Source organism: Helicobacter sp. CLO-3, assembly GCF_001854545.1.
Taxonomy (GTDB): Bacteria; Campylobacterota; Campylobacteria; order Campylobacterales; family Helicobacteraceae; genus Helicobacter_B.
Genome location: NZ_MLQN01000015.1, coordinates 1 through 22,760, shown reverse-complemented (window position 1 = coordinate 22,760; position 22,760 = coordinate 1). Strand labels below are relative to the sequence as shown.

The 22,760-nt window shown below is 37.0% G+C and carries 20 protein-coding genes; all 20 read left to right on the top strand.

All coding sequences use genetic code 11. The features are described 5' to 3' along the window. Nucleotides 1–13: 13 nt before the first annotated feature. The 20 genes from BKN38_RS11850 (at nt 14) to BKN38_RS05180 (ending at nt 22,732) form a co-directional block, all read left to right on the top strand. Nucleotides 14–628: a type IV secretion system protein VirB3 gene (locus tag BKN38_RS11850; RefSeq protein ID WP_233712832.1), complete on the top strand. Its 615-nt coding sequence runs from the start codon at nt 14–16 to the stop codon at nt 626–628. Continuing rightward, nucleotides 600–2,639, top strand: a complete 2,040-nt coding sequence (locus tag BKN38_RS05260; RefSeq protein ID WP_233712833.1) for a type IV secretion system protein VirB4 — start codon at nt 600–602, stop codon at nt 2,637–2,639. Before BKN38_RS11850 ends, BKN38_RS05260 begins: the two co-directional genes overlap by 29 nt. Continuing rightward, nucleotides 2,632–3,387 carry a hypothetical protein gene (locus tag BKN38_RS05255; RefSeq protein WP_082942393.1) on the top strand — a complete coding sequence of 252 codons (756 nt, stop codon included), beginning with the start codon at nt 2,632–2,634 and terminating at the stop codon, nt 3,385–3,387. The genes BKN38_RS05260 and BKN38_RS05255 overlap by 8 nt, the downstream gene beginning before the upstream one ends. A 3-nt stretch (nt 3,388–3,390) precedes the next feature. Then, nucleotides 3,391–4,452 carry a type IV secretion system protein gene (locus BKN38_RS05250; protein WP_066453179.1) on the top strand — a complete coding sequence of 354 codons (1,062 nt, stop codon included), beginning with the start codon at nt 3,391–3,393 and terminating at the stop codon, nt 4,450–4,452. Beyond that, the gene (locus tag BKN38_RS11075; protein WP_156528056.1) at nt 4,449–4,598 is read left to right on the top strand and encodes a hypothetical protein; all 150 of its coding nucleotides are present in this window, start codon (nt 4,449–4,451) and stop codon (nt 4,596–4,598) included. Before BKN38_RS05250 ends, BKN38_RS11075 begins: the two co-directional genes overlap by 4 nt. Nucleotides 4,599–4,693: 95 nt before the next feature. Then, the gene (locus BKN38_RS05245) at nt 4,694–5,356 is read left to right on the top strand and encodes a virB8 family protein (protein WP_371113555.1); all 663 of its coding nucleotides are present in this window, start codon (nt 4,694–4,696) and stop codon (nt 5,354–5,356) included. Then, a complete protein-coding gene (locus tag BKN38_RS05240) occupies nt 5,353–6,240 on the top strand; it encodes a TrbG/VirB9 family P-type conjugative transfer protein (RefSeq protein ID WP_066453182.1) in 888 nt (295 codons plus the stop codon). The genes BKN38_RS05245 and BKN38_RS05240 overlap by 4 nt, the downstream gene beginning before the upstream one ends. Continuing rightward, nucleotides 6,230–7,588 (top strand): TrbI/VirB10 family protein, encoded by a 1,359-nt coding sequence (locus BKN38_RS05235; protein WP_066453184.1) that lies wholly within the window; start codon nt 6,230–6,232, stop codon nt 7,586–7,588. The genes BKN38_RS05240 and BKN38_RS05235 overlap by 11 nt, the downstream gene beginning before the upstream one ends. Next, on the top strand, nt 7,585–8,607 hold the full coding sequence (gene virB11, locus BKN38_RS05230; protein WP_066453187.1) for a P-type DNA transfer ATPase VirB11: 1,023 nt from the start codon (nt 7,585–7,587) through the stop codon (nt 8,605–8,607). Before BKN38_RS05235 ends, virB11 begins: the two co-directional genes overlap by 4 nt. Further along, on the top strand, nt 8,595–8,756 hold the full coding sequence (locus BKN38_RS11070) for a hypothetical protein (RefSeq protein WP_156528059.1): 162 nt from the start codon (nt 8,595–8,597) through the stop codon (nt 8,754–8,756). Before virB11 ends, BKN38_RS11070 begins: the two co-directional genes overlap by 13 nt. Continuing rightward, nucleotides 8,746–10,545, top strand: coding sequence for a type IV secretory system conjugative DNA transfer family protein (locus BKN38_RS05225; protein ID WP_066453189.1), 1,800 nt, complete (start codon nt 8,746–8,748; stop codon nt 10,543–10,545). The genes BKN38_RS11070 and BKN38_RS05225 overlap by 11 nt, the downstream gene beginning before the upstream one ends. A 2-nt stretch (nt 10,546–10,547) precedes the next feature. After that, a complete protein-coding gene (locus BKN38_RS05220) occupies nt 10,548–11,069 on the top strand; it encodes a cag pathogenicity island Cag12 family protein (RefSeq protein WP_066453192.1) in 522 nt (173 codons plus the stop codon). Nucleotides 11,070–11,163: 94 nt separating this feature from the next. Next, entirely contained in the window at nt 11,164–12,018 is an 855-nt protein-coding gene (locus BKN38_RS05215) for a hypothetical protein (RefSeq protein WP_066453194.1), read from the top strand. A 73-nt stretch (nt 12,019–12,091) separates the two neighbouring features. Further along, nucleotides 12,092–12,703, top strand: coding sequence for a hypothetical protein (locus BKN38_RS05210; RefSeq protein ID WP_066453197.1), 612 nt, complete (start codon nt 12,092–12,094; stop codon nt 12,701–12,703). A gap of 77 nt (nt 12,704–12,780) precedes the next feature. After that, nucleotides 12,781–13,398 carry a hypothetical protein gene (locus BKN38_RS05205; protein ID WP_066453198.1) on the top strand — a complete coding sequence of 206 codons (618 nt, stop codon included), beginning with the start codon at nt 12,781–12,783 and terminating at the stop codon, nt 13,396–13,398. Then, nucleotides 13,395–15,392 carry a DNA topoisomerase gene (locus tag BKN38_RS05200; RefSeq protein WP_066453202.1) on the top strand — a complete coding sequence of 666 codons (1,998 nt, stop codon included), beginning with the start codon at nt 13,395–13,397 and terminating at the stop codon, nt 15,390–15,392. The genes BKN38_RS05205 and BKN38_RS05200 overlap by 4 nt, the downstream gene beginning before the upstream one ends. Before the next feature lie 62 nt (nt 15,393–15,454). Continuing rightward, nucleotides 15,455–17,863, top strand: coding sequence for an N-6 DNA methylase (locus BKN38_RS10305; protein WP_082942696.1), 2,409 nt, complete (start codon nt 15,455–15,457; stop codon nt 17,861–17,863). A gap of 98 nt (nt 17,864–17,961) precedes the next feature. Beyond that, on the top strand, nt 17,962–21,600 hold the full coding sequence (locus tag BKN38_RS05190) for an SNF2-related protein (RefSeq protein ID WP_082942697.1): 3,639 nt from the start codon (nt 17,962–17,964) through the stop codon (nt 21,598–21,600). 143 nt (nt 21,601–21,743) lie between these two features. Beyond that, nucleotides 21,744–22,064: a hypothetical protein gene (locus BKN38_RS05185; protein ID WP_066453592.1), complete on the top strand. Its 321-nt coding sequence runs from the start codon at nt 21,744–21,746 to the stop codon at nt 22,062–22,064. Next, entirely contained in the window at nt 22,061–22,732 is a 672-nt protein-coding gene (locus tag BKN38_RS05180; RefSeq protein ID WP_070957723.1) for an AAA family ATPase, read from the top strand. The genes BKN38_RS05185 and BKN38_RS05180 overlap by 4 nt, the downstream gene beginning before the upstream one ends. Nucleotides 22,733–22,760: the final 28 nt, after the last annotated feature.

Here is a 22,760-nt window from a genome sequence, read left to right as displayed (position 1 = left end):
GCAGGGTGATTAAATGGTGCAGCCACTTTTTAAGGGATTGACTCGCCCAGCTTTATTGTTTGGCGTGCCTATGATACCACTATTGGTAACATTTGGTGTGTTACTCTTGGTGACTTTTTGGTCGCAGAGTTTTGTTTTGCTATTGCTCGCTATCCCTATATTTTTTATAGAAAAGGCAATGGCAAAAAAAGATCCTTATGTTTTTAGGCTTTTTATGTTGAAAGCGATGTTTTTGACAAATCCATTCAGCAAGAAATTTCATAGCGTAAAAACATATTCTGCCACGAGCTATACCAAAAAGCAACCGCCAAAAGCAGAGGTGCCAAAACTAAATGTAATTGCCCTGCACAATGAACCGAATTTTGAAAAATTGATTCCGTATTCAAGCATTATCGCCCCAAGCGTGGTAATGACAAAGGACTATTTGCTTTTAAGCACATATAGAATTGATGGGATTTGTTTTGAGGCTGAAAGTGATACAAATCTTGCTTTTATCAACGAATCATTGAATATGTGTTTTCGTGCATTTAGCAATGAGCCAGTCAGCTTTTATTTCCACAATGCCAGACATAGGATTAATGATAGCCTAAACGCCAATTTTGACAATCCATATTTTAATGGATATTGATGAGAAATATAAGCAATCTTTTGGCGATAAAACGCTTTTAAGAAATAGCCTTTTTATTACCATTATTTACTCGCCTATGGGTCGCTTAGATAAAGGGGTATTTAAAAAAGCAAGCCTGCAAGACAAGCAAAAGCAACTCGTAGGCTTTCTTTATGCTTTTAAAGAATATAAAGCAAGATTTGAAAGCAATGTTAAGCAATTTGGTATCTCGCTTTTAGGCGAATATGATAAAGATGGTGTCAAGTTTTCTAAACAACTTGAATTTTACAATTATTTAATAAGTGGCAGATTTGTGCCAGCACGCATTTTGGATATGCCATTATATGAATATCTAAGCGGTGGTCTAAACAATATTTATTTTGAGCATAAAACAGCGCAAATAAACTACAACGACGATACACACAAATTTTGTCGAGCTATTGAGGTGAAAGATTATTCAAGCACCACTTATGCAGGAATCTTGGATGCGCTAATGTATCTGAATTGTGAATTTACCATAACACAAAGCTATGTTCCGCTTTCTCAAATAGAAGCAAAATCCGCATTAAAGACACAAGCAAACCAGTTAAAAAGCGTAGAGGATGATTCTGTATCCCAAATGGCACAAATAGAGGAAGCGTTGGATGATTTGGCAAGCGGAGAAATAGGCTTTGGGAATTATCACTTCGTAATCGTTGTATTTGGGGATACTCTAAAAGATTGCAAAGACAATACAAATCAAACTATTACGCTTTTAAATGAAATTGGGATTTTGACAAGCATAGCAGAAATAGCATTGCCAGCTAGCTATTTTTCGCAATTGCCAGCTAACTTTATTTTTCGCCCAAGAATCCACAAAATTAGCACAGCCAATTACTCAAGCTTAATTGCTCTGCATAATTTTAGTGGTGGCAAGAGAGATAAGAACTGCTGGGGCGAAGCGGTTTGCATGCTAAAAACACCAAATAAAAGTCCATATTATCTTAATTTCCACCAAAGCAATAATAACAAAGATGATTTCGGTGAATTGTTTTTGGCAAATTCATTGATTCTGGGGCAAAGTGGTGGCGGCAAAACAGTGTTTATGAACTTTACATTTAATCAAATGCAAAAATATAAAGATCCAAACACCTTTCCAGAATCTACGCCAATGGATAAAAGAAAATTCACAAGTGTTTATTTGGATAAAGATTATGGTGCTCTAGGCAACATCCTTTGTGCTGGCGGTAAATATATAAAAATAGAAAATGGCAAGCCTACTGGGTTTAATCCTTTCATGGTTGAAGAAAGTGCAGAAAATATAAGGGCTCTAAAAAGCTTAGTCACCATGCTTGTTACTCGCAAAGGCGAGTTTCTAAATGCCAAAGAAGAAAAAAAGCTCAGCGATGCGGTTGAATTCATAATGCGTGAATTTAAAAAAGATGAGCGCAAATTTCCAATATCACTACTACTTGAGAATCTAACTGAAGATGTTAATGATGACAATTCACTGAAGGCAAGGCTAACAGCATTTAAAAAAGGCAAACAGTTTGGTTGGGTGTTTGACAATGAAAGCGACATTTTGGAGTTTAGTGATGATATAAGCATTTATGGCGAGGTTGTTGCCGAAGAAGTCAAAAATAAATTTAAAACCATAAGAAAGCAAAATGGCTTCTTGCGTCTTGCCACCCAAAGCGTAGAAGACTTTTTAAAATTGCCCATCGCCAAAACGCTAATAGAACAAAGTGCTACAAAGATTTTCTTGCCAAATCCCCTAGCGAAGTCGGATGACTATATAAACGGACTAAATCTCAGCGAAGATGAGTATCAGATTATTAGAGATTTTCAGCCAGTGAAGCGACAATTTCTAATAAAACGACAGGACGAGAGCGTTATTGCCACACTTGACTTAAGCACGCTTGGTAAAGAAAATCTAATGATTCTTAGCACAGGCACTTCTTACATAGACACGATTGAAAGTATCTTTAACGATCAAGAAACAAGTCTTGAGACAAAAATAACCACACTAAAGGAGGTATATAAAAATGCGTAAAATGGGACACAAAAAGATTGTAGCAGCATTTATATTTGTTGGATTAAGCGCAAATCTAAACGCTTTTCCTGTAATTGATCCAACCAATTTGATCCAAAACACAATAAGTGCTATTCAGCAAGTATCGAGCTATGCGAAGCAGTTGAGCGATTCTATACGCCAAATCCAAGAATTTGATAAGCATGCCGCTGAATTTACCAACGAGGCATTTGGGCTTGGTGATTTGCTGGGAGATATAAACAATATCAGCAAGGATATAAGCGACATTTACAAAGCCAAAGAGGATATGGAGCAATTCAACAAAGAGGTGCTGAGCGATCCAAAAGGCTTTTTCAATGAAAAATATAAGAAATATACAGACAACTACAATCTCTATGATAAATGCAAGGGACTTAAAGATGATGCCCTAAATATTTGCCTAAGAGATAAAATCAACTATGCGGCTGGAATAAAGCAGCATAGCGATTATGGAAATATTATTCGTAGGCTCCAAAAACAGTTAGATAAACAATTGAAGGAATTTGATAGGGCAAGCAGTCAAAAAGATAGAGAAAATGCTGCCTTAGCGATTCGTGCCACGCAAGCAGAGTTGGAAAAAGCAAGATCTCTAAATGAGCTTGATTCGATTGAATATAGAAATAATGAGAGAATAATAGCCGAACAACAAGAAGAGTTATTTAAAGAAAGCCTTAATGCTAGATATTCGGTAGCTGAAAAATACAAAAATGTAGGCAAAGGCAAGGAATAGAAAATGGCAGACACCACAACCAAAACAGATATTTTTACAGGTATAGGATACATAGTAAATAACTTGCTTGACAATATACAACAAATTAGCCTTGATGACAAAATGCAGCAGCTTCAATTGCTGGTTAGCGCGATTATCACCCTGACTATTATGTATAAAGGTTATATGGTGCTAGCAGGAAAAAGTCAAGATCCTATAAGGGAACTTGTATGGGATTTAGGCAGAAAGGCTTTTATCTTATCTTTTGCTATGGGCGCTGGGGCTTGGCTTAATTATTCTATTGAAGCAGTCAAGGGTATTTATGAATGGGCTGGTGGTGGCATAGGGTTCTATGAGAAACTAGATGGACTTGTAGATTCTGTATTAAGCTATATGGAGGTTCTTTGGAAAGAAGCTCCAATGAGGCTTGCACCATTAACAGCACTTATGGTGGTAATTATAGGTATATGCTTTGTTGCTATTACGCTAGAGTTGTTTTTCTCTATCATAGCGTGTAGCGTTAGCAATACATTTCTCATAATAGTTTTGCCTTTGGCGCTATTTTGTCTAATGTGGAATCAAACAAAGCAAGTTTTTACGCAATGGTGCCAATTGCTGCTTTCCAATACCTTTACACTTTTATTTTTATTTATGTTTTTATCATTTTGTCAATCTGCATTGGAACAAATTTTTGATTACAAAAAATTAGAAGAATTTAAAATGGTGAATATGTTCTTGCAAGTATTTGAAGTGGTACTTATTTGTTTTGTATTGGTGCAAATAATAAAAGTGATCAAGTCTCTAGCGCAAAATCTAGCACAGGTAAGCCTTGATTCTGCCATGAGCGGTGTTGGAGCTTCTCAAATGGCTGGTGCAGTGCTAGGTGGCGCCTCAAAAGGCGCAGGCAAAGCTGCCATGGGTGCAGCAGGCGGAGCAGCTGGACAAAGCTTAGGCTCTGCTCTAAAGAGCGGCGGTTTGGCGGGTGCAGCTGGCAATCTAGCTGCTAAAGGCTTGGGCAAAGGGGCAACGACTGCTGTAAGTATGGGTAAAGCCCTATTATCAAAATTGCGAGGAGCTTCAAAATGAAACTTAAGGTAGCGCTAATAGCAGGCTTGTCAATTTTTTTATTGGCAGCATGCAGTGGCAAAAAAGCAAACCCGTATGATGAAATTTTTAGTGATGAAAATAAATTTGTCCCCATTAATACCAAAGAGTTGAAGGAAGTCAAATGAGGCAGATTGTCGAAAAAATTAAGGCTATTTTTAATGCCAAGCGCAAAGAATTTAGCAATGTGGATTCTGATGAATTTTATCAATCATATGATGACATTCAAGGCAGCTATAGGGAGGCTCTAGATTTTGAATCTAGCTTGCGCTATATGGTGGAGCAAAGCAACAAAAAGGCATATCTATTTGCTATTTTTTGTGGTGCCTTATCTATCTTGGCCATCATAGCAGTCATGCTCCTAACGCCACTAAAAACCACAGAGCCATATTTAATTCGCGTAAATGATACTACAGGCGCAGTGGATATTATAACCGTATTAGACACAGAGCAGATAAGCAACAATGAGGCTTTAGATAAGCATTTTATTAATAGCTATGTCCGCGCAAGGGAAGGTTATTTTTATGACATGCTAAACAGAGATTATGAGCTTGTGCTAACATTAAGTAGTGATCGGGTGGCTGCAGACTACAAAGAACTTTATAAGGGCGAAAACGCGAGGGATAAAGTCTTTAAAAACAATATACAAATCAGCGTTGATGTCCTATCAATCGTTCTTACAGAATCTGCCGGTGTAAAAACAGCCACCATTAGAACAAATTTGGCAATCAAGAATCTAAGTAGCAGAAATTTAATCAACCAATATCGCATTATTACTCTTAGCTACGAATACCAAAACTTAGCATTTAGAGAAAACTTGCGCCATATTAATCCACTTGGATTCAAAGTCTTAACTTATAGAATAGATGAGGATATAAAACGATGAGACAATTAGCATTAATCTGCGTATTTGTAGTAGCAAGCTTTGGCGCAAGTGTGCCCACAAAAAGTAGTTTTGATTCAAAAAATACTTATGCTGTGTTTAACGCACAGGATGTGCTAACAATCACAGCGGCAAATGGCTATGTAAGCGTAATAGAATTTGCAGAAAACGAGCGAGTGATAAATATTGCCGCTGGATTTAGCGAGGGTTGGGAAATCATAGATAGAGAGAATTTGCTATTTATAAAGCCAAAAGCGGTAACGACTAAATTTGTCCATAATCCAGACCCTATGCAAAATGGCGCAGAAAAAGAGATGCTTATAGATCCTATACCGCAAACTTGGAAAACAAACTTAATAGTAACGACAAACATTAACTTTTATACATTTGATTTGGTCTTAAACTCCAAAAATAAAATCTACAAAATGAGCTTTACATATCCAAAAGTTGAGGATGAAGCGATAGAAAAAGCCAAAAAAAGGCTCGAGAGGGCTATAGAAATTGATAGATTGCAAAAAAGCCTTAACCGCACATCGGTGCCGCGCAATTGGGATTATTATATGAGGGTCAATGGAGGATCTGACAATATCGCACCAGATTTTGCGTACGATGATGGCGTTTTTACCTATATAGGATTTGACAACACAAAAGTATTTCCAAGCGCTTTTGCCTATGATGGCGAAGAGCAGATAGTGAATCAGCATATTAAAAAAGAGGGCAAATTTTCAATTCTTGTTATTCACTCTATCCATAAGAAAATATTGCTCAGGAGTGGCGATAAATTGGTGGGTGTTTTCAACAAAGGATATGCACTAAATCCACTGCCAAAAGCACCAGAAACTAGCAATGAAGCTGAAGTAAAAAGGGAGCTTTTGAATGGAAAATAATAGAGAGACAAACAATAGCAATGTTTTGCTAGAAAGTGAGGGTGGAAGCAAGCGTTTAATGGGCATAGTAGCGATAGTTGGTGGCGCATTGTTTATTTTATTTTTGGCGTTACTTAGTTTTAGTTTTGCCAGCGATTCAAGCGATAAAGAAAAAGACGCAGACAATAGAAAAAATGCCCTCGATATGCTTAATGCCAATAGCGATTCTGCAAGCAGTAGCGAAATGGCATTTGATCAAGATAATAATTTTACGGAGATAGAATCTAGTGGCAATGGCCTATTAAGCGATTTGGGGTTGGATAAAGACAAACAAAATAGCAATGATTTGGTTGATAGCGTAAAAAATAATGAAACATTTGAGCCACAAGGGAAGCTAACTTTTAATGAAAATTTTGGTGTTGAGTCACAAAAGGAAGAGCAGCCTTGGTGGCTTACAAAAGATGGTTTTATGAAGCCTCGCATCATAAAAGGTGCAAGTGCTGCAGTAATAAGCCCAAGGGGTGGTGAAGCCGCAAAAGAATCTACCGAAAAGAAACAAGACAAACTAGATCCAATGGAGATGGAGCAAAAAACACTACAAGCATTAAACAAAATGATAGACCAAACAACCAATATAGATTATGAAGCGCTTATGGCGGCAAATACCGAAGCGCAAGCTGCCGCTGGAATAAGTCTTGGTGGTGAATCTACTGCCTATAGGCAAAATAGTGATTTTAAAGGCGAAGTTTATCAGCCTACAAGCGCGTTTTATAGTCCTTTTGACCAATCGTTGCTTTTGCCAAAAAATACTTACATTCCATGCAGCCTACAAACAAAAATAGTAAGCGAATTAAAGGGTAGTATAGGCTGTATCGTAGCAAGCGATATTTATTCTGCAAATGGGCAAACGCTCCTAATAGAAAAAGGTAGCCAAATAAGCGGAAGTTATACCAATGCAGATGTAACGGATGGCAGCTCTAGGCTTTATGTAATATGGAGTGAGATAAGGACGCCAAATAATATTGTAATACCAGTGGAGAGCGGCGGGGTTGATGCTTTGGGTGGTGCTGGCATTGAGGGCGATAGAGATAATCACTATGTGACAAGATTTGGTGCTGCTATTTTGCTAAGCGTAATTGATGGAACAATCAAATCGCTTGGTCAGTATGTAAACGCCCAAATAGCTCCAAATAGCCAAATGTATAGTCCAATGCAGGCAAATCAATTGGCAAATACAGCTTTGCGACAGACAATCAATATAAAACCTACTATTTATCGCAATCATGGCGACTTGGTTGGTGTATATGTTAATAAAGACATAGATTTTAGCAAGGTGTACCAATTGCGCTTAAAGGGAGGCAAAAAATGAGTGTAAGCCTGCAAAAATATGCTGATAATTTATTTGGTAAATATCTAAAAGACGACTCAATCAATGAAATTTGTTATAACGGTGATGATTTGATTTGGTTTCAAAATACAAATGGCGTATGGCAGTGTGAAGCCACACATATCACTTATGAAAATGCCGAAGCATTTGCGCAAGCGAGTGCCAGTTACAAAGAAGATCAAATAGACAAAGCACGACCTATTTTGAGCTGCGTATTGGTAAGTGGTGAAAGAGTGCAAATAGTTTTGCCTCCGGCAAGCAAAAAGGATCATATCTCGATTACTATTAGAAAACCGAGTCGTACTAGATTTGTAATGAATGATTTTTCTAAACAAGGGCTTTTTAGTGAAATAAGGCCAAATACCAATACATTAAGCCAAAAAGATTCTGAGTTGCTAAATCTATACGAGAAAAGCGAATATGAAACCTTTATAAGCAGTGCTGTTAGCTATGGCAAAAATGTAATTATTTGTGGCGAAACGGGTAGCGGCAAAACTACTTTTATGAAAAGCTTAATAGACTTTATTCCACTTGATTCTAGACTAATAACAATCGAAGATGTCGAAGAAATTGTGTTTTTTACACATAAAAATTTTGTGCAACTTTTTTATCCAAGTGAAGCGAAGAGTGAGGATTTTTTAAATTCGGCAACTCTGCTTAAAAGCTGCTTGCGCATGAAGCCAGATCGTATTCTGTTAGCCGAATTGCGTGGTGCTGAAACTTATGACTTTGTTAATGTATTAAGTAGCGGACATGGCGGATCTTTGACAAGCTGCCATGCTGGAAGCAGTGCAGATTGCTTCAAGCGCCTTGCAATGATGATATTGCAAAATCCACAAGGACAAAAAATACCATATGAGCAAATCATGGCAATGCTTCATGACCTAATAGATGTAATTATTCATATCTATGCACATAATGGGAAACGCCGCATAAGCGAGGTGTACTTCAAGGCGGCAAACGACCTAAATTCAAAAAAGGAGCAAATGTGGAAGAGCTAAATGTAAAAGACCTGAAAGAGCAAATCATAGACATGGAGGACAGACTAGATGAGTTTGTAGAGGAAATGCAAAAACGGATTTCTGCGCTAAAAAATGCTTTAGGAAGTGTGGAGGCGGAGAAGTCAAAGGCAAAAGATTATGAAAGATAATAATCTAGCAAAAGCCGCATTTTTAAGCATCCCGCTTTTAGCATTAAGCTATATTTTAAGCGGCTTCATGGTGCTAATAATAAACAAAGTGCCTATGGCAAAAGCGTTTAAAATATGGCACCTGAATTTTATTTATGAGGCTATAGATAAAGGCTACCCAAACGCTTGGCTAGCAGTTTTAGCATCCATTGTATTGAGCGCAATTATTTTGGCAAGTGCATTTGTTTTTATGAAACAAAAAGAGAGCCTGCATGGCGAGGCAAGATTTGCGAATATAAATGAAATTCGCAAAGCTGGGCTTTTTGGCGATAAAAACAATGCCGTAAAGCGCGGCATTATAATTGGTAAATATGGCAATAAGTTTTTGAAATTTGGCGGAGCGCAGTTTGTTGCTCTTGGGGCACCAACAAGAAGTGGAAAGGGTGTTGGGATTGTTATTCCAAATCTTTTGGAATGGCAAGAATCTGCTGTTGTGCAAGATATTAAGCAGGAGTGTTTTGATTATACTAGTCGATACCGTGCGGAAAAATTAGGCAATGAAGTATATCTTTTTAATCCATTCTCTAGCCGCACACATCGCTATAATCCATTTACATACATTGATATGTTGGATAATGAACATTGCGATTCTCAGCTTATGGATTTGGCAAACATTATCTATCCAAGTGATGGAAAGGATGCTTTTTGGAGTCAGCAAGCACAGAATCTTTTTATAGGGCTTTGTTATCTATATAAAGATTTGGCATTGAGCGAAGATGGTAAGGCGTTTTTGACATTATATAATCTGAAGGCAGAATTTAATTTTTATGGACTTTTGCAGCTAAGCAAAGGGTTTGAATTTAAGGTTGGCGAGCAAGAAGTAAAAGGTTTTGAATCTACATACAGCTTTTTAAAAGATATAGGCGTAATTAGTGAAGCTACAAATCGCAGGTTAAGCACATATTTTAATGTGGATAGCGACAACACAAAGTCAAGCATAATGGCGAGCTTTAATGCCCCTATCAGTTCTTTTGAAAGCGACACATTGAGATTATCGACAGCTACTAGCGATTTTGATTTGCGAGAATTGCGCAAGAAAAAAATGACTATCTATATTGGCATTACACCAGATCAATTGGCAAACGCGCAATTTATCCTAAATATTTTTTGGTCACAATTAATTCTATTGAATACCAAAGAATTGCCGCAACAAAACAAAGATTTGAAGTTTGCCACACTTTTGCTAATGGACGAATTCACTGCACCGGGCAGAATCCCGGTATTGCAAAAAGGCGTTAGCTTTATTGCCGGCTATAACTTGCGATTGCTTACAATTTATCAATCTCTATCACAGCTAGAAACTCCGGTTCCTGATGGATATGGCAAAGAGGGGGCAAAAACCCTTTTGACTAATCACGCCTGCCAAATCTTTTATGCACCAAGAGAACAAGAAGATGCAGAGGCAATAAGCAAGATTTTGGGAAACAAAACAGTAAAGCAAACAAGTAGAAGTCATAATCATGGTGGAAGCGGTGGAGGTAGCCGTAGCATAAGCGAAACTCATCGTGCGCTAATGTTGCCACAAGAGTTAAGAGAAATGGATTTTAGCAAGGAGCTAATTACTATTGACAGCGGCAAACCAATTCTTGCAAATAAAGCATTTTATTATAGCGACAGATATTTCATGGACAAATTTAAGGCGGTTAGCGAGTCACTAAAAAATATTAAAGGCATACCTAGCAGAGATGAGCTAGAAAATGCAATCCTACAAGGAGAGTGCAATATCAAAATACCAATCCAAAAGGAGTAGTTATGAACAAGGCTTTAGTATTTAGCGCAGTGGCGGCAGCAATGTTAGCAATTAGTGGGTGTAGCAAAAAACCAGTGCAAATTGAGTGGAAGGCAACTTCACAAAGCATTAATAATGCTCTCTTGGAAGAGCGTTATAGCTTTGTGCCAAAGGATAAAAAGCTAAAAGAAAGCAATTGGGCGTATGAAGTAGAGGCGCAAGCAAAGGGTGATTATTTATTTGAAAATAATCAAATGGTAAAAGTTTTTTTGCTTGCACACAATGCCGATAAAATAATAATTCTAGGCGAAAAAAACTTAGCTTTACAATACCGCAATTATTTTAAAGCAAATGGTGTGATTGCATATATAGATGTCCAGCCTGTTGATTTGGCAAGAGGCCTAAGAGATAGGGTAAAAATAATGTTTTTTAGCTCTAAAGCCACCCTCAATGACAATAAAGAAGTTAATCCGTTGATTATAAATCCCATAGAGGAACCAACGGAGTCAATCAACAGTAGCGAGGAATCTGTCAATGGATATTGAAAATAGCGAAATTGAATAAGACGCTGAAAATGGCTCCGTAAGTCCGCACAGGGAAGCACTAAACGATTTACTTGGTGGCAGAGCCTATCATTTTATGGATGGTATCGCCAATGCCAAAACCCTTTTGGGTGGATTAAATAGCAAGATAGAGTCTTTAAAAACAAAAAGCGAAGTTATGGAATCTAACGAAGTGCTGGGCATTATGAGCGACTTTGCCAATCAAAGCGATATGCTGAATAGCGAATTTGAAAGGATAGATAATTTCTTTGATAATTCTTTGAGTCAAAAAGAATTAAATTTCATTAATAAGTTAAAGCTTATTAATGATTCGCTTGATGAGTCAATGCAAAAACTAGATTCCATAAGGTTGGATGAGGCATTAAGGGATATTAACGAATCCGTAGAGCAAAGTGGCGAAATAAGAGCGGATCTGAAGCATTTTTTTCTAGAGTTAAAATCACTCATAAAAAGCACAGATGAGAACACCAAAAAGAAAATATCCACAAATCTAAGTGCAATCAATACTCTTGAGGAAGAGTTTTGTGAAAAACACAAAGAGAATATGGATAAGTTTTTGGATTTGCAAAATAAAAACTTCCAATTGCAGTTAGATGCGCAAAGCGAAGTATTTCAAAAGCAATTGGACCTGCAAAAAGAACAGCTAAATTCTCTTATAAATCATATTAACAACATTAAAAAATCAATTTTTGCACTTATTTTTGCAGCCTTGTTTATAGGACTTATATGCGGAGCTTTTAGCTTTTTGGCATTTAGTAAATATAGCGAATACAAGGAAATCGAAACCAAGTTTAATGCCATAAGTGAAAAATTGAATGGCGTAAAAATACTCAAAAATAGCAGCAACGATATTGTGCTTTCAATCCCAAAAAGCGCCACCATAAATAGCAGCGGTAAAGAACACATAATTAATCTAGGAGGTGGCAAATGAAAACTTAACATCTTTAATAGCAATAGATGACAAGCGGCGGCATACAATACCATGACTTAAAAAGGAGTAACAAATGGCAATAGCAAAATTAGATTCAAATCAAAGAGTTGTGCTAAATAGCGATTCGCAAATGGATTATGTAAGTAAAGCCAATGAGCAAAAGCTTATGGCGGCAAAAACGGCAGCTATAAATGTGGTTGAAAATGCATTGGAAGCTAAAAATATGGGTATTGACAAATTGAATGTCAGCTTTAAGCAAAGTGTTGATGGTGCAGAGCCAAAGTGGCAAAGCTATTTTATCAATATGCAAAAAAATGGCAATGTGAGCCTGAAACCCTTCAATAGCGATGTCAAAGATGGCAGCGATCTAATCTACTTCAACAAAGTAGAAAAAGATGGGAAAAGCTTTTTGATGTTGAATGAGCAAAATGAAGCGGGTAAAAATTTTACCAATTCCTTGACCACAAATACTTGGCAAGACAAAAATGGCAATGAGCATACAAGCCTGACTGCAAGAGTAAATATTAATGATGAAAATCTAAAGCAAGCTCTGTTGGATAAAGGCGATGGCGCTTATGCTGTAATTAGCAAGGAAGGCATTAGTGTAACAAACAAGCAAGAACAAGAAGCCGCAAAGGCAGCAGCACAAAATAAAGAGCAGCCTGCCAAAGATAATGAGCGGTAAGCTTTTGCAGGGCAGCCAGAAAAGCTGTCTTGCCATACTAAATAGAGTCTTTATTGATAACAGTATGGAGTTGGTAGATGAATAGAGACAAGAAAGAATCAAGAGGTATTTACAATGTAACTTTTAATGGCAAGAGAGCTACACCAATAAAGACGGACTTAGAAATCATAGAAGATGCAATTATTGCTGAAGTTGTTATGTATGTTAAGGGCTGGCATAATGAAAGAAGAGATAAAGGGGCTGGTGCAGAACATATTAAACTTCATTTAGAAAAAGGAAGTGATGGTGAAATTTCAATTGAGGAGCTTTTAAATCTAGGCAATTCAATAAGGGAATATTTAAAAGTATTCAAAGAACCATATCTTGAAGACAAAAATAGAAGTGGAAAAGTCTATGAGTGGCAAAATAAGGAAGGTGTTAGATTTAGGGTAGCAACCGACACAATCAAAGGGGAGGGTCTCATTCCGCCACTATCCCCCTCTGACAAGCAAATTATATCGTTCTATTCTGATAGAAATCTTAAAGAAAGAATGCAATTTAAGAATCCTAAAGTAGCACAATACTACAAAAATCAAATAGCAAATCCCACGCAAGAGCAAGATTCTGCTATTGCCAAAATGAAGCAAAAGATAGAAAAAATTGCCCAAAAGGGATTGCAAAATAACACCAAAAAAGACAAGGGAGCAGAGCGATGAGGCTTTTTATAGCAGAAAAACCGGATTTGGCAAAGGCAATAGCGGCGGCATTAAATGGCGAATTTAAAAATTATTCCAATAAGGGCGTGGGATATTATACAAAGGGCGATGATTATATCACTTGGAGTTTTGGGCATTTGCTAGAGCTCTATAAGCCCGAAGATTATAAGGCGGAATGGAAAAAGTGGGATATAAATGATTTGCCATTTAATATCGCAAAATATGAATATAAGCCGCTAGAAAAAAGCGAGAAACAACTTAAAGAAATAGGCAAGTTAATCCACAAGAAAGATATTAGTGAAATTATGCATTGTGGTGATAGTGATGATGAAGGGCAGATCCTAATAGACGAGATTTTAGCCTATGCCAAAAACAATAAGCCTGTAAAACGGGTGCTAATAAATGACATTACACCAGAAGCGGTGCGAGATGAGATAAAAAAGGCACGACCAAATAGCGAATTTAAAACGATGAGTGATAGAGGATTCGCCAGAAGCATTGCGGATTGGATAGTGGGAATAAATCTGACTAGAGCCTATACCTGCGCTTATCGCGCTAAAGGTGGCAACGAAACATTGAGGGTTGGGCGAGTTATGACGCCTATACTTAGCTTGATTGTAGATAGAGATTTGCAAAATGAGAATTTTGTAAGCTCTGATTATTATGTACTAAGTGGCGAGTTTGAAGCGGATTCTGTCATTATTGGGGCTAATCTAAAAACAGAAAAAAATATTGTGGATAAAGTCGAGATTGAGAGAATAAAGGCGGCTATCGAATCCAAACAATTCAATATTAAGCTGACAAAAATACCAAAAAAAGAGAATCCGCCCTTGCCTTATAATCTTTTGATTTTACAAACAGATGCGGCTAGGCTATATGGCTATTCGCCTAAAGATACGCTGGCCTATACGCAAACATTGAGGGAAAAATACAAGGCGATAAGTTATAACAGGAGCGATTGCCAATATTTGCCTGAAAAAATTTATTCACAAAGCAAAGGTATTTTGGATGCCGTTAAATCAAATATAGGTGAGCAAGATTTTTTAAGCAAAGCAAACCTAAGTATTAAAAGTAAGGCATTTAATGATAAAAACCTATCCGCCCACTATGGAATAATTCCGCTTAATAGCAAATTTGAGTTTGGCAAGCTGAGCGAGATGGAAAAAAATATCTATATGCTGATTGTAAAACGCTTTGCTATGCAGTTTTATGAGGCTAGAGAATATATCGCATACAATATAGAGCTAGAACATGAAGGAATAAAGTTTATTGCAAGTGCAGCAAAAACTACCAAAAGCGGCTTTAGGGGCATTTTTGGCAAGTCAAGCGAAGATGGCGATGAAATCGAGTTAGATTTGGAGAATATAAAAAGTAATATTGCCACTTTAAAATCTAGCGAGATTAAAACACTGAAAACAAAGCCATTGCCACAATACACAATGACCACGCTTTTAAAGGACTTAAATCAGGTTGCAAAGTATGTAAAAAATGAAAATATAAAAAAGCTACTAATTGAAAAAGACAAGGATAAGAAAGGCGAAAGTGGTGGTATTGGCACACCAGCCACAAGAAGTGAAATGATAGATAAGCTAATATCGCAAGGTTTTATAACTTGTAGCAAAGACAAAAAACAAAGTATTAGATCCACGCAACTTGGGCGTGATTTGATAAAAAGCGTTAGCCCCATGCTGTCTAATCCGGACATGACTGCCCTGTGGTTTGAATATCAAAAAAGTATCGAAAAAGGAGAAATGACCAAAGACGGTTTTCTGAAAGATGTGCTGGATTCTGTCAAGGCCGAGATCGAGAACATTAAGAAGGCAAATTTGAATATAAAAATCGCCGGAGCAATAATGTGTCCAAAGTGCAATAAGGGGCATTTGCGAAGAATCAAGAGCGGCAAAAGTGCATTTTATGGATGCAGTGAATACAAGAATGGCTGCACATTTACGGCGATAGAAAAGAATGGAAAACCTATTTTGCCCAATCAATAATTAAATAAAATCTTTTACTTATATTTAATTATATTTACTTATATTTAATTAAAGGAGCTATAATGGCAAAAGCAAAAACACCAAATGGCAAACATTTGCCCACACTTTTTGATGTCTTTGACTATTATGATGAGAAAGGAGAGCTTCAAAATGATGTCCTCAACCCAAGCAATAGGCCAAGAAAACAAGAAAAAGATAGAGGCTTACTTCAAAGACAAGGACAGATTAGCAGATCTTCTCAAAATTCGCAGGGGAAAATACCAAGCGAGTCAAGAGGAGCAGGATCGATTCCTAGCCAAAGTGAAGGAGGAGGGATACGACGGATATGGGGATTTGACAATACACGAGGAGATATGGGAAGCGGAAGTAAGCAAGCTGGAAAGAGCGCTTCCGCAGATTCTAGCCAATCCACCGATAGAGTTTTATTTCGACCGCAAGATATGGGCGGTGATAGAAAGCGAATGGCAGAGCATGAGTCAGTATCTAAATCCGCTGGCGAAAGAAACGCTAAATTCATCGATAATGGAGGGGAACTTTCATCGGTGGATAGTAGTCATTCTAGTGCGATGGGCAAAAAACCTATATCCAAAAGCAATACAAACAGCAGATTACAACAGGCTGATTTATTTAGTAGAGCAGCAATATCAAGCGGAGATGGAGGCATTTATGCAGGCGTCTTTTTTTCCAAACATAGCGAATCTGACTCCTTATCAAGCTCTGGAGGCAATGGGAGTGAGCCCGAATCAATACTGTCTAGCATGGCAAGAGAAAAAGAGCAGCCTAAATCCCAATCACAACAACATATGGGATATTTTAATGAGCGAGCACAAAGAGAATCTAGCAGAGGGGGTTTATTAGGGGGTGAACCAGATGCTCAAATACCAAATTTTTCAGACACCAGAAAAACCGGGGAATCGCCGAGCCTAATAAGCGATGAAGAACAGCTTGACATAGGCGAAAATTACAGATTGAATGATAGTATAGCTATTAAGGGATTGCGCGATAGATTTGAAGCAAATATAGCAGCCATAGCCACACTTAGAGCCTTGCAAGCCAATGATAAAATGCCAAGCGAGGAGCAAAAAGAAGTTTTGAGTAAATTTAGTGGTTTTGGCGGCATGGCTAAAATTATAAATAGTGGGCTAAATGGCGACTATGCAAAAGAATATGAGACTATATGTAAAATTGTAGACAACAAGGAAGATTTGGATAGATTAGAAAGAAGCTGTTCTGATTCATATTATACCCCCAAATTCATTATTGATAGCATATACAATGGCCTAAAACATTTTGGACTAGACAATGATTCAAACACGAAGCATATATACGAGCCAAGCTGTGGTAATGGGCGATTTATTGGATATATGCCTAAATCCAATTACAAAATACATGGCACAGAACTAGATAAAGTGACCTATGGTATAGCAAAGCTTTTGTATCCGCAAGCCAACTTGGAAAATATGGCATTTGAGAGGGTAAAATTTAATCGCAATTTTGATGCTTTCATAGGCAACCCACCATATGGCGATAAGGATACTGGCAATGCAAATGGCGAAGGCAAAATATGCGACTTTTTTATGCTTAACTCAATTGAGAATCTAAAAGATGATGGTATAGCAGCTTTTGTGGTAAGCAGTCGTTTTTTGGATAAATCTAGCGAATCTATAAGGGCAAAAATTGCAAAAGAAGCTACATTTATAGGCGCAATTCGCTTGCCCAATAATGTGTTTAAGGATACAAATGCCGAAGTGACAAGCGATATTGTTTTTTTCAAAAAAGGACTAGATAATTCAATCAACCAAGAATGGATAAAAAGCAAGCTTGTCGGCAAAGGCGATATAAAACTAAATGAATATTTTTGGAATTATAAGGAACACATTTTGGGTGAATTGTGTTTGGTTGATACCAAATTCGGCAAAAAATTATCTGTTATGGATAATGGTAAAGATTTACCGAGCGAGATTGATAAAATAATATCGGTTTTGCCAAAAGATATCTATCAATACCATGAGCCAATATTTAAATATAAAAGCAGTTATCTAAACAAAGAAGCTCCTCAATATGAGGATCTAAAAAAATATATAAGCAACCTAAAGTCAGGAAGTTTGTGTATTATAGATGGCAGCGTATATCAAGTTGCTGATATAAATGGCAGATTAAGATCACCTGAGCGAAATTATACCGACAAGGAAGTGGAAAAGATAAAAGGATTTATTGCCATTAGAGATACCTTTAATGAACTTGTAGCGCTAGAACAAAGCAATATAGCTGATAATGATATAAATTTAATTGCCAAAAGAGCAGAGTTAAATCAGGCATATGATCGTTTTGTTAAGGAATATGGCTATCTTAGCAGCTCGCGCAATATTGCCCTTTATCGCAATATAGACCCAGAATCCAATAAGATCACAGCTCTCGAAAAGCAATATGATAAAGGCATAGGCAAAGAAACAGCTAAAAAAATGGTGTAGAAGCCAGAAAGCCAAGTGCCATAAAGGCAGATATTTTTAACACCCGCACAATTAACTATATTAAAGATTGCGTAGTAGAAACGCCAAAAGAAGCTCTAATGGCAAGCCTTAGCATTCATGGAGCAATTAATAACGAATGGATTAGATCTGCCTTACCTCAGATGAGCGAAGAGGTGATTTTTAATGATTTGCTTGAGCAAAAACTAATTTTTGTAAATCATTTGGATAAATCACAATACTTAAGTGCAGACTTATATTTAAGTGGTAATGTTAAGACAAAATATAAAGAAGTAGAGAGCCTTATTAACGATGGCGATGAAAGTTTGAGGGTAAATTTAGACGCACTGAAAGAAGTAATACCAAAGGATATAAGGGCTGCCGATATTGCCGTAACTATAGGAACTTCTTGGATACCAGCCAAGTACTACAAAGAGTTTATTGCAGAACATTTTGGCTTAGACCAAGAATATGTGGATGTCAGAAACAATAAGCATTTAGGGTGGAAAGTGGCTTTTAGTGATTATGCGGTAAGCACGGAAGCAAAGCATAAATATGGTTATAGCAGCGAGAGACACAGCGTGTATCCTAGCACAATATTGGAATATGCCTTTGCTAATACCGCATTAATTCTTACCAAGCCAAGCGAAACAAGATTCAATAATAAGGGTGAAGCAGAGCGAGAAACAGATCATGAAGCCACCGCTATTGTCAATGAAAAGATCGATAATTTGAAATTGGCATTTAAGGAATGGGTTTTTCGAGACATAGATAGGCGAGAACATTTGGAGCAAATCTATAATGAAACTTTCAATACGCATATAACGCGAAAATATGATGGTTCGCATTTGACACTGCCCGGATTTAGCTCTGCAAAAACACTTTATCCACACCAAAAAGATGCAATTTGGGCGGCTATACAAAATAAATCCATTTTATTGGATCATCAGGTAGGCGCAGGCAAAACGCTTAGCACTATTTGTGCTCTAATGGAGCAAAAACGCATGGGGTTAATAAATAAGCCGTTAGTGATTGTGCCAAACCACATTACTGAGCAATGGAATAAAGATTTTTATGATGCATATCCAAATGCAAATATCTTGGTTGCAAGTAGAGAGGATCTAAGCCCAAATAAACGAGAGGAGTTTTATGCAAAAATCGCCTCCAATAATTGGGATTGCGTGATTATGGCTCACTCTCAATTAGAAAAAATCCCTATGCCAAATAGTTTTTATGAGAACTATATAAGCGAAGTCAAAGAGGAACTCCAAACCCTTAAAAACGATTTAAGTGAAAAAAATGACAAAAGAGATATTATTCGCATAGATAAAATGCTTACAAAGCTGGAAAACCAATTGCATAAAAATATTGAAGCCAAAACAAAATCTATTGATTTTAGCGAATTAGGTGTGGATAGCATAGTAATTGATGAGGCGCATGAGTTTAAAAATTTGGGCGTAAATACCAAAATGAAGAATGTGTTGGGGCTTGGAGCAAGAGAGCCGAGCCAAAAAGCACAAAATTTATTTGTATTGACTAAATATTTGCATGCAAACGATAAGAGGGTGATGTTCTTGACAGGTACGCCTATTAGCAATTCTGTAACAGAACTATATACAATGCAGCGCTATCTGCAGCCACAATTATTGAAAGAAAAAGGAATAGAATCTTTTGATTCTTGGGCTTCTTGTTTTGGGGAAAGTGTCCATGACTTCGAATTGGATTCAAGCGGGATTAACTATAAACTCGTTACCAGATTTAGCAAATTTAACAATATAAGCGAGTTGAGTGATATGTATCGAACCAATACGCATATTGTTACCAATGCAGATATATTGAAGTTAAATCCAAATTTTGTGCCGCGTTTGGCAAATGGTAAGCCCACAAATATTATTGCCCCAAGAAGTGATGCGGTAGCCAATTTTATTGGCGTTCAAGATGATAGCGGCAGGTGGAATGAGGGCTCCATAGTGTGGCGCATGGAACACTTTAAGGATGACCCTAGAAAAAACAATGTTTTGGCTTGCACTACAGACGCAAGAAAGGCGGGGCTAGATTATCGACTTATAGATTTAAATGCAACTGATTACGCAGAATCTAAGAGTAATTTGCTGGCTGAAGAGATATTTAAAAGGTGGGAACACTGGAACGAAGATAAGGGGACACAATTAGTTTTTTGCGATCTGAGCACACCAAAGATACATAGTCAAAAAATTGCATGCGATAGAGAAATGAGTCAAAACGAAATTGAGGCCATCGCCAAGGCAGAAGCGAAAGAAGCGGCAAATCTTAACGCAATAATGGGCTCAAGCGATATTAGTGAAAGCGTAGAAGCTGCCGAAAAAAGCAATGATGAAATTATTGCTTCTCAGTCAAAATTTGATGTATATAGCGATGTACTTAAAAAGCTTGTGGCAAAAGGCATACCACAAAAAGAAATTGCATTTATCCATGATGCCAAAACGCCCCTGCAAAAGCAAGCGCTATTCGATAAGGTCAATAGTGGTGAAATTCGAATATTAATTGGTTCTCGCTCTAAAATGGGGGCTGGGACAAATGTGCAAAAAAGGGGTGTAGCCATACATCATTTGGATTGCCCATGGCGACCAAGTGATTTGGAGCAAAGCAATGGGAGATTTATAAGGCAAGGCAATATGCTACATGCAAAATATGGTGATAATTTTGCTATTGAGGAAATAAGATACGCCACAGAAAAGACTTATGATGCTCGCATGTGGCAAACAATTGAATCGAAGGCAAAGGGAATAGAGCAATTCAGAAATGCCGATAAAAGTGTGAGAGAGATAGATGAAGTGTCTATGGGCAGCGCAAGTGCTGGCGAAATGAAAGCTGAAGCTGTTAGAAATCCATTGATGCTTTTGCAGATTCAAATAGCCAACGAATTAAGAAAGGAAACCGCCAAAGAAGCGGCATTTAAAAAAGAGTTGTTTAACAATGAAGAAATGTTGCAAAAAAACATAGAGATTAAGCCACTATGGGAAAAAGAATTAAGTGACTTAAGGGCTTTTAAAAATGTCTTGATGGCAAATCCCAAAGGGGAGCACTTCAAGTGCGAGTGTTTTGATATATCGAGCGGTGAATTTAAGATATATGAGATAATATCTGAATCAAAAAAGACAGAATCCAATAAAGACAATGGCTCGAGCAATGGTGACAAGACCCCAAAAGAAAATCCACAACAAGTTGCGCTAGAAAAATCCTTTTGGGAGAGTTTTGATAGCCTATACAATAGTGGCCCTGATGAAGCGTCATTCTTTAAATATCGTGGGTTGACTATAGGCGGCTCTTTAAGCGATGATATGAAGACTTTTAGTTTTTATATTGCCGATTCAAACAATGGCTATATTGAACCAGATAACTTGGTCTATAAGATTAACCCAAATAGTGTTTTTGAAAATAACTTTAGAAGTGTAATTAAATTCAATGGCTTGTGGGCTAGAATTAATAATTTTGCTTCTAATATAGATAAGTTGATACAAGACCAAGAGACCAAATTAGGCAAAAATGCTGAAGTTGTGGAGTATTTAAGCAAGCAGGTTAAACAAAATGAGTATCCAAATGCTTTGTATTTAGAGGCATTGCGCAAAGATAATAATAGCATAATAAAAGAGATTCAAAAAATGAGCCACACAAGAGGCTATGTAAGTGATTTTGTGCCGAAATCTTTTGAAATCAAGGTAGCGAGTGGGACTGCCAAGAAAGCGCAAATGGATAGATAAACAATCAAAATATTTTAATTTATTTAATTTATAATTATTTTAAAATATTAAATTTTATATATTTATATTTATATATAAAATATTTTATTATATTTACTTTACTTATATATAATTATAAATATTTTTAAAGTAAAGGATTGCAAATGAAAAAAGACCAGCCCAATAGATTTGTTTTATTGAAAAGCGAGTTCACCAATGATGTAATAAAGCTAAGTTCCATGAAGAAAATCAACATCGATGTTGATTCAAGCGATAATGTTATAACATGCATAAGTGTTTATATTAATGATGAGCATTGGGAAGCATTTGATGGAGAAAATGTGCCTCTTAGGCTTGAGCGCGAGTTGCAAACAGAAATACTAAAAGAGTTCTCCACCAAGTTGAATGAAGACTGCAACGATATAGATATGGAATCGCTTATTAGAGACTGTGCGAATAATGTTAAGGCAAGGAATGAGAAATGATAATTGCGATAGCCAATGAAAAAGGCGGGAGCGGCAAGACAACAATAGCTGTTAATTTAGCATGCTATTTGGCCAAACAGGGCGATAGGGTAACTCTCATCGATGCAGATCCACAAAGAAGTAGTGAGGTTTTTAGCAATAATAGGAGCGATAGCGAATTAGAACCATTATTCTCCAACATAAGCAAAATAGGCAGTTCATTAAAAGATGAAATTGTCTTGCAGGATGCTAAAAATGACTGTGTAATTATAGATACTGGTGGTAGCGATAGTAAAGAGATGCGAATTGCCATGAATAAAGCAAATCTGCTCATAATTCCAACAATACCATCTCAATATGATGTGGTTGTGTTAGACAGAATGCTGGAAGTATTTAATTTGGCAAAAGAAAACAACACTGGGCTCCATTGTCTAATTCTATTCAATAAAATCAGTCCAAATCCATTTTTACATAAGGAGCTGGGCGATTTAAAAGAATTTGTGGAGTCCGCCATTAAGGATAAGGGTTTGGAAGAAATATCTATTTTGGAACCGCTAATCTATGAGCGCAGAGCATATAAAAGGGCGGTGATAGAAGGCAAAAGCCTAGATGAATTTGATGACATCAAAGCCACAAGTGAATTTGGCGCATTGTGCGAAGCTATCGTTAGTTTTGGAAAAACATTATAATTACTTTTAAAACATTGTAAATAAAATT